General features: G+C 69.5%; 14 protein-coding genes and 1 pseudogene. 5 read left to right on the plus strand and 10 right to left on the minus strand.

Features of this window, described 5'->3' with window-relative positions:
- Positions 1-71 precede the first annotated feature (71 nt).
- Both D9T14_RS13850 and D9T14_RS14125 read left to right on the plus strand, forming a co-directional pair.
- Positions 72-227: a hypothetical protein gene (locus tag D9T14_RS13850; RefSeq protein WP_197720553.1), complete on the plus strand. Its 156-nt coding sequence runs from the start codon at positions 72-74 to the stop codon at positions 225-227.
- Positions 218-916, plus strand: a pseudogene (locus D9T14_RS14125) (DUF817 family protein). Before D9T14_RS13850 ends, D9T14_RS14125 begins: the two are co-directional and overlap by 10 nt.
- A gap of 58 nt (positions 917-974) precedes the next feature.
- Here D9T14_RS14125 and D9T14_RS04410 read toward each other — a convergent pair.
- The 10 genes from D9T14_RS04410 to rplU form a co-directional block, all read right to left on the minus strand.
- Positions 975-1319, minus strand: coding sequence for a hypothetical protein (locus D9T14_RS04410; RefSeq protein ID WP_121587843.1), 345 nt, complete (start codon positions 1317-1319; stop codon positions 975-977).
- On the minus strand, positions 1316-2650 hold the full coding sequence (locus D9T14_RS04415) for a TRAFAC clade GTPase domain-containing protein (RefSeq protein ID WP_197720556.1): 1335 nt from the start codon (positions 2648-2650) through the stop codon (positions 1316-1318). Before D9T14_RS04415 ends, D9T14_RS04410 begins: the two co-directional genes overlap by 4 nt.
- A gap of 909 nt (positions 2651-3559) precedes the next feature.
- Positions 3560-3820 carry a histidine phosphatase family protein gene (locus D9T14_RS14435; RefSeq protein WP_121587841.1) on the minus strand — a complete coding sequence of 87 codons (261 nt, stop codon included), beginning with the start codon at positions 3818-3820 and terminating at the stop codon, positions 3560-3562.
- Complete coding sequence (rsfS, locus tag D9T14_RS04430) at positions 3736-4140, minus strand: ribosome silencing factor (RefSeq protein WP_121587840.1); 405 nt, start codon at positions 4138-4140, stop codon at positions 3736-3738. Before rsfS ends, D9T14_RS14435 begins: the two co-directional genes overlap by 85 nt.
- The gene (nadD, locus tag D9T14_RS04435) at positions 4137-4928 is read right to left on the minus strand and encodes a nicotinate-nucleotide adenylyltransferase (protein WP_121587839.1); all 792 of its coding nucleotides are present in this window, start codon (positions 4926-4928) and stop codon (positions 4137-4139) included. The genes rsfS and nadD overlap by 4 nt, the downstream gene beginning before the upstream one ends.
- 42 nt (positions 4929-4970) lie before the next feature.
- The gene (locus tag D9T14_RS04440) at positions 4971-6212 is read right to left on the minus strand and encodes a glutamate-5-semialdehyde dehydrogenase (protein WP_121587838.1); all 1242 of its coding nucleotides are present in this window, start codon (positions 6210-6212) and stop codon (positions 4971-4973) included.
- A gap of 48 nt (positions 6213-6260) precedes the next feature.
- Positions 6261-7427, minus strand: a complete 1167-nt coding sequence (proB, locus tag D9T14_RS04445) for a glutamate 5-kinase (protein WP_121587837.1) — start codon at positions 7425-7427, stop codon at positions 6261-6263.
- On the minus strand, positions 7420-9024 hold the full coding sequence (obgE, locus tag D9T14_RS04450) for a GTPase ObgE (protein WP_121587836.1): 1605 nt from the start codon (positions 9022-9024) through the stop codon (positions 7420-7422). Before obgE ends, proB begins: the two co-directional genes overlap by 8 nt.
- A gap of 231 nt (positions 9025-9255) precedes the next feature.
- Positions 9256-9519: a 50S ribosomal protein L27 gene (gene rpmA / locus D9T14_RS04455; RefSeq protein ID WP_121587835.1), complete on the minus strand. Its 264-nt coding sequence runs from the start codon at positions 9517-9519 to the stop codon at positions 9256-9258.
- Positions 9520-9529: 10 nt separating this feature from the next.
- On the minus strand, positions 9530-9838 hold the full coding sequence (gene rplU / locus D9T14_RS04460; RefSeq protein ID WP_183085911.1) for a 50S ribosomal protein L21: 309 nt from the start codon (positions 9836-9838) through the stop codon (positions 9530-9532).
- Between the two features lie 709 nt (positions 9839-10547).
- Here rplU and D9T14_RS04465 point away from each other — a divergent pair.
- From D9T14_RS04465 to D9T14_RS04475, 3 genes are read left to right on the plus strand one after another with little or no spacing between them, the layout of a single operon-like run.
- The gene (locus D9T14_RS04465) at positions 10548-11252 is read left to right on the plus strand and encodes a phosphoadenylyl-sulfate reductase (RefSeq protein WP_121587833.1); all 705 of its coding nucleotides are present in this window, start codon (positions 10548-10550) and stop codon (positions 11250-11252) included.
- Complete coding sequence (gene cysD, locus D9T14_RS04470; RefSeq protein ID WP_232012275.1) at positions 11249-12202, plus strand: sulfate adenylyltransferase subunit CysD; 954 nt, start codon at positions 11249-11251, stop codon at positions 12200-12202. The genes D9T14_RS04465 and cysD overlap by 4 nt, the downstream gene beginning before the upstream one ends.
- Positions 12202-13449, plus strand: coding sequence for a sulfate adenylyltransferase subunit 1 (locus D9T14_RS04475; protein ID WP_121587831.1), 1248 nt, complete (start codon positions 12202-12204; stop codon positions 13447-13449). Before cysD ends, D9T14_RS04475 begins: the two co-directional genes overlap by 1 nt.
- Positions 13450-13471: the final 22 nt, after the last annotated feature.

A 13471-nucleotide genomic window follows, 5' to 3' on the forward strand; every position in this document is an offset into this window, starting at 1 on the left:
GCACCAGTGACTCGCCAACCAGGACGGCACTGCTGAGCTCGGCTGCAGCGAGGACTTGCCATATTTTGCGGATGAGTGAGCGCCCTCCCCTGAGTCGGCTGCGGCTGGCACCACTGAGACTCGTCCAGTTCGCCGCGACCCAACTCGTCTGCTGCGTCTTCCCGATCCCGGTCTTCGTCGGGCTGGCCGCAACGGTGCTCCTCCGGCAGCGCTCGAGATGCCCCTGACCCGCTACGACGCCCTGCTCGTCTCCGTGGTCGTCGTGCAGTTGATCCTCGTGGCGGCCAAGTTCGAGAGCTGGCGCGAGTTGCTGGTGATCTACGCCTTCCACCTCGTCGGGCTGGCACCGGAAGTCTTCAAGGTGCACGTGGGTTCGTGGGTCTACCCCGATGCAGGCATTGTGCGGCTGGGCGGCGCGCCGATCTTCTCGGGTTTCATGTACGCCTCGGTCGACTCGTACATCTGCCAGGCCTTCCGGCGGTTCGGCCTGTCGGTGGACGGCTTCCGCTGATGGCCGGTGACCGGGCTGGCGGCCGCCGCCTACGCGAACTTCTATACCCATCACGCGATTCCCGATCTGCGCTGGTTCATCGCCGCCGGTTTCATCGTGGCGCTGTGGGGCAGCACGATCCGCTTCACCGTCGGCGGAGACCGCTACCGGATGCCCACCGCGCTGGCATTCGTGCTCATCGGGGTCTTCCTGTGGCTGGCCGAGAACGCCAGCGCCTTGCTCAATGCCTGGCGTTACCCGGCCCATCGGGACGGCTGGCACATGGTGCACGTCGGAAAGCTCGGCAGCTGGGCCCTGCTCATCTCGCTCAGTTTCGTGCTGGTCGCCGCCGTGAAGGCGAAGGAGGGCGTGGTCTACGGGGACGGCGCGGCGAGGGTCACCGGGGAAAGGCTGCCGAAGGGCTGAGCGAATCTCACCTGGCGGTGGGCGGACGTCGAAGGACCGGCCGGGTCCACGGCCGCAGTCAGTCGAAGGGGGCTGGGAGCTGCGGCGCGTCCCAGACCTGCGCGTACTCGTCGGCCACCTGTGACCAGACGATCCGTACGGCGTCGTCGACCGATGTGACGGCAACGGCGTCCTCATCGGTGAGCACGAACTCGTGTGGGATGAGCCTCCCGGCACCGTCCCTGCGGCCCAGCGGGTCCGGGAAGCGCACGCCCACGGCGCCCGCCAACCTGCGGCAGGCGGTGGGAGCGGCATCCATGGCGGAGAACACCTTCTCGTAGGGCGCCAGGGGATCCTGGATGCCACCGCGTCTCAGGAAGGTGAACCCCCAGTCCCGGCCCCTAGTCGCCCAGATGATGGTCATCGCTGACTCCTGAGCAGAACCTGGTCCTTCTCTCCCCTTTCCAGGTCCATCTTGAAGCCGGTGAGGACCGAACCCATGGCGTTCCCCTTCTCCATGGATGCGGTGTTGAGCCTTTTCAGCCGCTCCCCCGCGACCTTCGCGGCTTCGGCGACCAGTTCGGCGCCGACCAACCCTAGGATCTTCTTCCCCATGCCGCTCTCCTTCTTCATCTGCATGGCCACGCCCATGATGCCCTTGGCCACGACTTCCACGCTGTCGAGCAGGGTGTTCGCCACCTTGCGCGGCAGCTTCATACGCTGATGCCACCGCACGTGGCGTTCCAAGGGCAGAATGGCGGCGATGGGCAGCACCAATTCGACGCCGATCCGGTCGGCGAGATCGATCCGATCGGGTTCAAACTTCGCCGATGACAGCAGAAGGAAGTCCTCGCCGATGGACAGCGCCTGATCGAACACGATCATGCCGCCGAGGACCCCACGCAGATCATCCAACTCGTCTGCGGCATGACCGATGATCAGATCCCGGAAGCCGTCGACATTGATGCCCGGCATGAGGTCGGCCTTGGACAGGGCGATCACCCATATCCGCGGGAACCGCAGCTGTTTCCCGCCATCGGGCAGCAGATCGTCCTTGAGCACCAGCAGGCTGTTCCGGAGGTTGTGGAACAACGACTTCAGATAGCGCTCCTCCTCACCGGCGTTGTCGAGCAGCTTCTGCGCGTCGACGAGGATGAGAGCGACATCGGAGTCCAGCAGTGATCTGAAGGTCTCAAGACGCCGTTCGGCCTCCTCCGGCCCGCTCACGTCCTGCTCGAACCACTCACCGGGGTAGTCGTGCCACACCAGGCCCAGGGCATCGCCGGAGGAGCTCCCCGTGTTTTCCGAGTCACCATCGGGCTTCAACCTGATGGAGAAGGAGTACGTGGTGGAGGCGAACCGGTTGGCGGAGGGGAGCTCGGCCCGATCCCTCATACCGAGGTAGTTCTTGTACAGCCTGTTACCCTGGCCGGGGTCACTGGCCACGAGGTGGAACAAGGACTTGGCCTGGACGGATCGCTCCTGACTCGCCCCGTAAAAGGAGGACAGCAGCACCGTCTTGCCGCTACCGCTCTCCCCGAAGACCGCGATGTGCTGCTCCCTCTTCTCGTTCCTCGCCATGGGAGAAGGATAGCGGAGCACCGCGCCTCGCTGAGGAAACCACACTGTTGGAGCACTGCATGACGATATCCTGAAACAGGCAAGCAGCAGACACCCCGCGAGAACCAGATCGATTCCGGTTCGGACGCCGCCCAAACAGAGAACGAGCCCGTGAACAAGAAGCAATTCAGGCACCGTGTTCAGGCATACACGGGCTGGCCCGCATTCGTCCTTGCCCTCTGCGGCGCATGGTGCCTCGTCCTGACGGCCATCGACACTCCGCTGTGGCCACGTGATCTCCCCCCGCTGGAGATCACGTGGGGCGCCGCCTCTCCCTCCGCCACTCCCGATCCCGGCCCGCAGAACACGCAGACGGAAGGCGCCGACAAGGAGGACCCCGAGCCAACCCCGGCGGAATCACCAGGCCTCCTTCCCGACTGCGACCGGGAGGACTCGGGGCCCCTGTTCCTCACGGACCGCCTGCCCCAGGCCGGTTCCCCCGCACCAGCGGATCCGCAGCACGATGACAGTGCCGCCGTCTCTCCCCCCGGCCCCGGATCCGAGGGGAGCTCTCCAGGTCAGGACGGCCACGAGGACTCGACCAGCCTCGTCGCGGGGCACGGCAGAAGCCTGCCCGGCATGACGAACCTGACAGACACGACGGCACCACGGAAGGAGCCGGATACCCGACCTCGGGCCGAGGACGAACAGCCCCAGAATCCCGCCGTCCCGCTCCCCGGACCGCTGAAGAAAAGGCTCCGCAGGAGCCTCGGCGAGGACCCGGACCCCCTCCCACCCAGAACCTGGGAGCTCGACATCCAGCCCCCCTGCGACGACGAGCTTCCGGATCCACTCATGAGCCCCCGCAGCTCCTTGCCCGTCCCGCCGGCCCTGCCGGAAGACGCCGGCCAGGACGGAGTCCCGTCGCCCTCGGACGAGACTCGCTCTTCCGACGGGGAGAACCCATCGATGGTGCCCCGGCCCGGCGACACGAGCACCCCGGACGAATCGGATTCCGCAGCAAGACAGGTCACCGATGGCCCGCTCGGCATGTATTCATGGGCTGCACCGAGTGCCGCGGAAACGGATGCTTCGGAATCAAGCTCATCCTGCCCGCCCGACGAGCAGCCGTGAACCGAAGGGCCGCAAGAGAGCCCGCCACGGCTGTCGGGTCACCCTGGCCTCGGCGAGCGGTACGTCCTGCCGCCCCTGGAAGCGGTGGCGCACGTTGAAACCGGTCCGGCCATGACGCCACAGAACCAGCCGGGTCCCCTGATCGATCACTGGCCGTCCACCGCTGAGGCCACCGTCCGGGCGGCGTCGGCCCGGTTCGCCTCGAGGGCGATGGCCGGGCAGTCGCCCCACAGGCGCTCCAGGCCGTAGGTGGCACGATCGTCGACGTGCATGACGTGCACGATGAGATCACCGTAGTCGAGCAGCACCCAGCGGTTCGCCCCGTAGCCCTCGCGGCGCAGCGGTCGCTCACCCCACTCGACGAGCCGCTCCTCGACGGCATCGACGATGGCGCCGACCTGACGCTCGGTCCGCCCGGACAGGACGAGGAAGACGTCGGCGATGGCCAGCTGCTCGCTGACGTCGAAGGCCTCGATGTTCTCGGCCAGCTTGGCCGCGGCAGCAGACGCCGCCGCCTGGGTGATATGGAGTGCGTGATCGGTTGCGCTCATCTGGCTCCTTCGCCGGAGAGGCGTCCGGCAGGTTCGACGGGATGCTGCCGGTCCTGGTGGACCGGCTCGGCCACGAGGACGTCGGACTCGTTGGCGCCGGTGTACAGGCCCCGCTTGGCGACGTACTGGACGACGCCGTCGGGCACCAGGTACCACAGCGGCAGGCCCGAGGCGACGCGCTGCCGGCACTCGGTCGACGAGATGGCCAGGGCCGGCACCTCCAGTAGGGTGACCTTGTCGGACGGCAGGTGACTGATGTCGCTCATGGAGATGTCGACGCCCGGACGGGTCACCCCGACGAAGCGGGCGAGCCCGAAGATCTCGTCCGCGCCGCGCCAGGTGAGGATGGACCGAAGCGCATCGGCACCTGTGATGAAGAACAGGTCGAGGTTCCCGCCCCGCTCGGCACGGATGTCCCTGAGGGTGTCGACCGTGTAGGTGTTGCCGGGCCGGTCGATGTCGACCCGGCTGACGGTGAACCGCGGGTTGGAGGCCGTCGCGACCACTGTCATGAGATAGCGGTCCTCGCTCTTGGAGACCCGCCGGCCGGCCTTCTGCCACGGCACGCCGGTTGGCACGAAGACGACCTCGTCGAGTTCGAAACGTGCCGCCACCTCACTGGCGGCCACGAGGTGACCGTGGTGGATGGGGTCGAAGGTGCCACCCATGATGCCCAGCCGGTAGGGCCGGGCCAGGCTCGCGCGGGGCAGCCCCAGGTCGATCCCCTGCCCGTCGCCGGCGGTCGCCGACCCGTCGGTCACCGGTGACCCCGAACGCTCTCGTGGCATGGCGGTCAGTCTAACGCGGACGCGGCCGGGCCCGGCGCAGGCTCACGCACGGACCTGACCCTCACCGGACAGCAGGTACTTGGTGGTGGTCATCTCGGTGAGCCCCATGGGCCCGCGGGCATGCAGCTTCTGGGTCGAGATGCCGATCTCGGCCCCGAAACCGAACTGGCCGCCGTCGGTGAAACGGCTCGAGGCATTGACCAGGACGACCGCCGCATCGACCTCGGCGGTGAAGCGTCGCTGATTCGCGGCGTCGCCGGTGACGATGGTCTCGGAATGGCCGGTGCTGTAGCGGCGGATGTGCGCCAGGGCGGCGTCGATGTCGTCGACGACGGCGCAGGCCAGGTCGAGGCTGAGGTACTCGGCCTCGTACTCGTGCTCGCCGGCCGGCACGATCCGGGCATCGAGGGCGCGGCTCGCCTCGTCACCATGGACGGTGACACCTGCCGCGGTGAGGGCATCGAGGACCGCCGGCAGGAACTCGGCTGCGATCGAGCGGTGCACGAGCAGCGTCTCGAGCGCATTGCACACGCTGGGACGCTGGGTCTTGGCGTTGAGCATGATCGACAGGGCCATCGCCTGGTCGGCCGAGGCGTCGACGAACAGATGGCAGTTGCCGGTGCCCGTCTCGATGACCGGCACGGTGGCGCCCTCGACGACGGCGCGGATCAGGCCGGCGCCACCACGCGGGATGAGCAGGTCGACGAGTCCGCGGGCACGCATCAGCTCGCCGGTCACCTCGTGGCCGCCCTCGACGAGGTTGACGCAGTCGGCGGGCAGCCCGCTCCGCTCCAGGCCCTCGCGCAGGGCCCGCACGACGACCTGGTTCGTCCGCAGGCAGCTCGAGGAGCCGCGCAGCAGGCTGGCGTTGCCGGACTTGAGGCAGATACCGGCGGCGTCGGCGGTGACATTGGGGCGGGCCTCGTAGATCATGCCGATGACACCGAAGGGCACCCGCACCTGGTCGACGTGCACGCCGTTGGGAAGGTTCCAGCCATGGACCGTCTCGCCGACCGGGTCGGGCAGCAGCGCCAGGTCGCGCAGCCCCTGGGCCATCTCGGCCAGGCGTCCCGGGGTCAGGCAGAGCCGGTCGATGAGGGCTTCGCCGGTGCCGGCGGCACGGGCCGCCTCGACGTCGGAGGCGTTGGCCGCCAGCACGTCGTCGGCGGCCGAGGTGAGCGCATCGGCCATGGACCCCAGTGCCGCATCCTTGCGGTCACGGGTCGCTGTGGCCAGCACGCGTGAGGCTGTCTTGGCGCGTTCGGCAAGGTCACTGATCTGCATTCCCCCACAGTACCGGCGAGGCCGCCGAGCCGTCCCGCAGGGCCGTTCTCAGTCGCCGTGGTGCATGAGCACCAGCATGTCGCGGTGCACGACCTCGCGCTCGTACTCGGCGCCCAGCGCCGAGGCCAGTTCGGTCGAGCTGCGTCCGAGCATGCCGGGCAGGTCCTCGCTGGAGAAGTTGACCAGGCCGCGTGCGACGACCACGCCGTCGGGCCCGACGAGCTCGACCGGGTCACCGGCCAGGAAGTCGCCGCTGACACCGGTGACGCCGGCAGCGAGCAGGGACGCCTTGCGCACCGTCAGCGCGTGGACGGCGCCCTCGTCGAGGGTGAGGCGCCCGCGGCTCTGCGAGGCGTAGGCCAGCCACATGAGGCGCCGCGGACGCATGTGGTCGACCGGCGCGAAGACCGTGCCGGTGGCTCCGGCCAGGGCCTGCTCGGCGGCCGAGGCGCTGGTGAGGAGCACCGGGATGCCGGAGCTCGCGGCGATCTGGACGGCCTGCACCTTGGTGGTCATCCCCCCCGAGCCGATGCCGGCGCTGCCGGCCCGGTGGGTGTCGACCGTCAGGGCGTCGACGTCGGGAACGAAGCCGATGCGTTCGGCGTCGGGCTCGTCGGGGTGACTCGTGTAGAGGGCGCTCACGTCCGACAGCAGGATGAGGGCGTCGGCGCGCACGACCTGGGCGACGAGGGCGGCCAGGCGATCGTTGTCGCCGAAGCGGATCTCGTGGGTGGCGACGGTGTCGTTCTCGTTGACGATCGGCACGGCCCCCATGCGCAGCAGCGTGCCGAGGGTGCGTGAGGCGTTGCGGTAGCTCGCCTGGCGGGTGATGTCGTCGACAGTGAGCAGCAGCTGCCCGGCGAGCAGGCCGCGCGCGGCGAAGAGTTCGGTGTAGCGCTCCATGAGCAGGCCCTGACCGACGGCCGCGGCCGCCTGCTGGTGGGCCAGGTCGCGCGGGCGCCTGGCCAGGCCGAGCGGGCTCATGCCGGCCGAGATGGCCCCCGAGCTGACCAGGACGACGTCCCGGCCGGCGTCGTGGGCGTCGGCCAGTGCCTTGACCAGTCCGGCCAGGCGCATCGTGTCCATGCCGTTCGTGGCGCTGGAGATCGAGGAGGAGCCCACCTTGACGACGACACGCCGGGCCTTGGCGATGGTCTCGCGCAGCCCGGCCTCGTCCCCGTCCCGGCGGGAACCCTGGGTGCGCCGCTCAGACATGGCCCTGCCCCGTCCCGCTGCTGGCGTCCCGGTAGGGATCGCCCTCGACCCATTCGACCTCGACGTCGCCGTCGGCCTCGTGCGCCGAGACGGCCCGGACCTCGTCGAGACGGGCGTCGCGCACCTGGCGCCAGTCGGCGCCGCGATCCTCCCCCATGAGGGCCTCGCGTTCGGCCCGGTAGGCGGCATCGCGTTCACGGCGGCGACGGACGGCGCCGCGGGGCCGGTTCAGGCGCTGGTCCTCACCGCGGGGGGCGAGGATCTCGGCGCCCACCTCGACCTGGGGGGCGAAGTCGAAGATGACGGGGTGCTCGCCCGCACCGATCGCGACGGCGTCATGGGGTTGGGCACCGGCGGCGAGGAGCTCGTCCTCGACGCCGAGGCGGTTGAGCCGGTCGGCCAGGTATCCGACGGCCTCGTCGTTGCTGAAGTCGGTCTGGCGGACCCAGCGCTCCGGTTTGGCCCCGCGCACGCGCCAGACGAAACCGCCCTCGCCGTCGCCCTGACGCTTGATGGTGAACCCCTCGGTGTCCGCCACGGTCCGCGGACGGATGACGGTGCGCGGGACCGGGGCCTCGGCGCGCTCGCGCTGGCGCTGCCTGACGAGCTCGCTCATCGTGAAGACGAGCTCCTGGAGGCCCTCGCCCGTCTTGACGGAGGTCTCGATGACGCGCAGGCCGCGGGCCTCCAGATCGGGTCTGGCCATGTCTGCGATGGCCCTGCCGTCCGGAACGTCGATCTTGTTGATGACGACGATGCGGGGACGGTCCTCGAGCCCGCCGTGGGCGGCGAGCTCGGCCTCGATGGCGTCCAGATCGCTCAGCGGGTCGCGGCCGGGTTCGTAGGTGGCCGCGTCGATGACGTGGACGATGGCCTGGCAACGCTCGATGTGGCGCAGGAAGTCGTGCCCCAGGCCCTTGCCCCGGCTGGCGCCGGGGATGAGGCCGGGCACGTCGGCCACCGTGTAGCTGTGGTCGCCGGCCTTGACGACTCCGAGGTTGGGCACGAGCGTCGTGAACGGGTAGTCGGCGATGCGCGGTTTGGCGGAGCTGATGGCGCCGATGATGCTGGACTTGCCGGCCGAGGGGAAACCCACCAGGCCGACGTCGGCGATGACCTTGAGCTCGAGGCAGATGGTGCGCTGCTCGCCCTCCTCGCCCAGCAGGGCGAAACCGGGGGCCTTGCGTGTCCTGGAGGCCAGCGCCTCGTTGCCCAGGCCTCCGCGGCCGCCCTCGGCCACCACGCACTCGGACAGCCCGCCGGTCAGGTCGGCCAGCACCTCGCCGGTGTCGGCGTCGGAGACGACGGTTCCCTCGGGGACCGGCAGGACGACGTCCTGGCCGTTGGCGCCGGATCGGTGCTCGCCCATCCCGGGCTGGCCGTTGGTGGCCCTGCGCTGGGACTGGCGGTGGTAGTCGACCAGGGAGTTCATCTGGGGATCGACCCGGACGATGACCGAGCCGCCCCGGCCGCCGTTGCCGCCGTCCGGCCCGCCGAGCGGCTTGAACTTCTCACGGTGCACCGAGGCGCATCCGTTCCCGCCGTTGCCTGCGCAGACGACCAGCTGGACTCGGTCGACGAACGAGGGGATTGCCATGGGTGATGCTCCTGTGATGGCTGAGTGGGACCAGTCTATTCGGCTCCGCACCGGCCGGTCGGCGCCGATTCGCCGGAACGGGCCGATCCTGGGGACGGGCAGTGCGCGACGTACGGTTGCCGGCCGCGTCGGGCGATCACCGGGCACCGGTGCTCACCGAATCTGGTCGAGTGCCCGCACAGGCAGGGGCCAGCCCCGAAGGGCTGGCCCCTGCCATGATCTGTTGAGGACTCAGGCGGTGGTCTCCACCGGTTCCACGTTGACGACGCGACGGCCCCGGCGGGTGCCGAACTGGACGGTACCGGCGACGAGGGCGAACAACGTGTCGTCACCGCCACGCCCGACGCCCTCGCCGGGGTGGAAGTGGGTGCCGCGCTGGCGGACGAGGATCTCACCGGCGTTGACGAGTTGGCCGCCGAAGCGCTTCACGCCGAGGCGCTGAGCGTTGGAGTCACGACCGTTGCGCGAGCTGGAACCAGCCTTCTTGTGTGCCATGTCTGTCTCCTCAGGCGTTGATTCCGGTGACCTTGACCCGGGTGTAGTGCTGACGATGACCCTGGTGGCGCTTGTAACCGGTCTTGTTCTTGTAGCGGAGGACGTGGAGCTTGGGGCCCTTGGACTCGCCGAGGACCTCAGCGGTGACGCTCACCTTGCCGAGCGACTTCGCGTCAGAGGTGACGTTCTCACCGTCCACCACGAGCAGGGGCTGCAGCTCGACGCTCGCGCCCACTTCTTCGGCGATCTTGTCGATCTCGACGATGTCGCCCACTGCCACCTTGTGCTGGCGGCCGCCACTGCGCACGATCGCGTACACGCCTGACCCACTTCCTGTCTCGCGCCGCCCGGCAGGGGGCGCAGCCTCGTCCATCACGAATCCGATGGTCCTCTGCCCGATCGGTGGTTTCCTGCCCGGACGACCACTTCCACTCGACTCGAGACGATCGAGCCGGAGCACCGACGAGCAAGAATACCTGCACCTGGGGCAGCTGGTCAAACGACGACGGCAGGCGCCATGAAACTGCCGGGGGCGCAGAGCTGTTTGACCCACCACGGAATGCGTGCCTACCATCGTGGCACCCGCGTCACGGGTTCCCCAACTCGGAGGACGAGCCAGATGAGCACTTTCGGCGACAGCACTGTCATCGGTGTCATGCTCTCCTGCCGCCAGCACATCGACCTGATGCTGGTCACCACCGCGACCTGTTGATCCTGGTCTCCCTCTTCTCCCACGCCTGACGGCCCCGGCCGGGGCGGGCCCGCCGTGCCCGTCGCCTCGGTGCGGCCCCGCCTCCCGCCGGCGAGCCGTCGCAGGCACCGATCCGTACCGGCATGACGCCGCGCCCGGCGACCGCCGCCTGCCGTGCCGCGGGCGAGCCGGCAGGCCACCGGGCACGTCGCCCCACCGGAGCGAGGCGATCAGGCGGGGCGGAGAAGACCACCTGGGCGGTCGTCGAGGCGACGAGGGTCCGCGCGATGTCCGCCGCCCAGCCCCAGGACCACGACGAACGACGAAGGAATTCACGATGACACGAACGAGAACCGAGGCCGAACTACGCGCCATCGCCGACCGGGCCGCGCAGGAGCACGCCGACGACACCGCCGAGGAACTACTGGCCTGGGCAGCACAGAGCTTCGGGCACTCCCTGGCCGTCGCCTGCTCGATGGCGGCCGACACGGTGGTCTCCGATCTGGCCGCCAGGGCACTGCCGGGCGTCGACGTGCTCTTCCTGCAGACCGGCTACCACTTCCCCGAGACCGAGGACCTGCGGAACGACCTGCCGATCCTCCAGGACATCAACCTGGTCGAGCTGGTGCCAGACCAGAGCGTCGCCGAGCAGGACGAGCAGTACGGACCGCGGCTGTACGAGCGTGACCCGAACCGGTGCTGCCGGCTGCGCAAGGTCATCCCCCTCAACCGGGCGCTGGCCGGCTACGAGGCGTGGGTCACCGGCATCCGCCGCGAGGACAGCGCCCTGCGCGCCAGCACCGGGCTCGTCGAGTGGGACGAGCGGCACGCGATGGTCAAGCTCAACCCCATCGCGGCATGGAGTTCGGAGGATCTCTTCGCGTACATCGAGGATCGTGGCGTCCCGGTCAACCCCCTGCTGGGGCAGGGCTACCCGTCCATCGGCTGCGCCGTCTGCACCAGCCGGGTCGAACCCGGCCAGGACCCCAGGTCCGGCCGTTGGGCCGGCCTCACCAAGACCGAATGCGGGATTCACCTATGAGCACCTGGACAACCACAGCACTGCGCCCGGACGTGACGGGCAGCACGGCGTCGGGCCCGGACGGCGGCCACCTGGACGCGCTCGAGAACGAGACGATCCACATCATCCGCGAGGTCACGGCCGAGGCAGAACGGCCCGTCCTGCTGTTCTCGGGCGGCAAGGACTCGGTCGTTCTGCTGCACATCGCCCGCAAAGCATTCTGGCCCGCTCCCCTGCCATTCGGCCTGCTGCACGTCGACACCGGCCACAACTTCCCCGAGGTCCTCGACTACCGCGACCGGGTCGTGGCCCGGTACGGGCTGCGGCTGGTCGTCGAGAGGGTCCAGGACTGGATCGACGACGGCCGTCTCATCGAGCGCCCCGACGGGACGCGCAACCCGCTGCAGACCCAGCCACTGCTCCACGCCATCGCCGCCGGCGGTTTCGACGCCGTCTACGGCGGGGGCCGCCGTGACGAGGAGAAGGCCCGCGCCAAGGAACGGATCGTCTCCCTGCGGGACGCCTTCGGCCAGTGGAACCCGCGCAACCAGCGGCCCGAGCTGTGGGGGCTGTACAACACCCGCCACCTGCCCGGCGAGCACGTGCGGGTCTTCCCGCTGTCGAACTGGACCGAACTGGACGTGTGGCGCTACGTCGTGCGCGAGGACATCGAGCTGCCCGGTCTCTACTTCGCCCACGAACGGCAGGTGTTCCGGCGGGGCGGCATGTGGATGCCGGTGGGCCCCGTCACCGCCCCGCACGACGGCGAGCAGGTCGTCACGAGGACCGTGCGGTACCGGACCGTGGGCGACATGTCGTGCACCGGTGCGGTGGAGTCGACGGCGGCCGATGCCGCGGCGGTCCTCGCGGAGGTGGCGGCCACGACGATCACCGAACGCGGGGCGACCCGCGCCGACGACAGGCTCTCCGAGGCCGCCATGGAGGACCGCAAGAAGGAAGGGTACTTCTGATGAGCGAACTGCTCCGCCTGGCAACGGCAGGCAGCGTCGACGACGGCAAGTCCACCCTCGTGGGGCGCCTGCTGGTCGACACGAAGAACATCATGATCGACCAGTACGCCGCCGTGGAGCGGGCCTCCGCCGACCGCGGGCTCGACCAGGCAGACCTGGCGCTGCTCACCGACGGGCTACGCGCCGAACGCGAGCAGGGCATCACGATCGACGTGGCCTACCGCTATTTCGCGACGCCCAACCGCACGTTCATTCTCGCCGACTGCCCGGGGCACGTGCAGTACACGCGCAACACGGTCACCGGCGCCTCCACGGCGCAGGTCATCATCACCCTGGTGGACGTGCGCCACGGGGTGGTCGAGCAGACCCGCCGTCACCTCGCCGTGGCGGCACTACTGCGTGTCCCGCACGTGGTGGTGGCGGTCAACAAGATCGACCTGGTCGACTACGACCGTGGCGTCATCGACGAGGTCTGCGACCAGGTGCGCGCGGTCGGGGCCGGACTGGGCATCGACGAGCTGACGGTCATCCCGGTCAGTGCCCTGCTGGGCGACAATGTCGCAGAACGCTCCGACCGCACCCAGTGGTACGACGGGCCGAGCCTCATGGCCCACCTGGAGACGGTTCCCGTCGACGGCGGCGCGGACGGGCCCGGCAGGTTCCCCGTGCAGAACGTCCTGCGCCCCCAGTCGGGGGCGGGCGAGGAGTTCCGCGACTACCGCGGCTACGCGGGCCGGGTCGAGCGGGGTTCCTTCAGCGTCGGCGACGAGGTCCGTGTCCTGCCCGGCGGGCAGCGCACCACGGTCACCGGTGTCGACCTGCCAGGCGGCGGCTCGGGACGAACGGCCGGCGTCTCGGAGTCGGTGACGCTGCGCCTGGCGGACGACATCGACATCGCCCGCGGCGAGCTCATCGCCACCGAGCCGGTTCCCGAACCGGTGCGCCGACTGGACGCCCTGGTCTGCTGGCTGGGCGACCGCCCCCTGCGTACCGGGGACCGGCTGCTCGTCAAGCACACGACGAGAACCGTCACCGGCATGGTCACCGCCATCGGCGGCCGCCTGGACCTGTCCTCGTTCGAGGAGGAAGCGGCCGATGAACTCGGCCTCAACGACATCGGACGGATCAGCCTGACGCTCGCCGACCCGATCTGCCCCGATCCCTACGCCGACTCGCGGGCGACCGGCTCGTTCATCCTCATCCACCCCCAGGAAGGCGGCACCCTGGCGGCGGGCATGGTGGCCTGAGCGGGGCATCACGTGGCGAGCT

This window comes from Propionibacterium australiense (assembly GCF_003666605.1).
GTDB lineage: Bacteria > Actinomycetota > Actinomycetes > Propionibacteriales > Propionibacteriaceae > Propionibacterium > Propionibacterium australiense.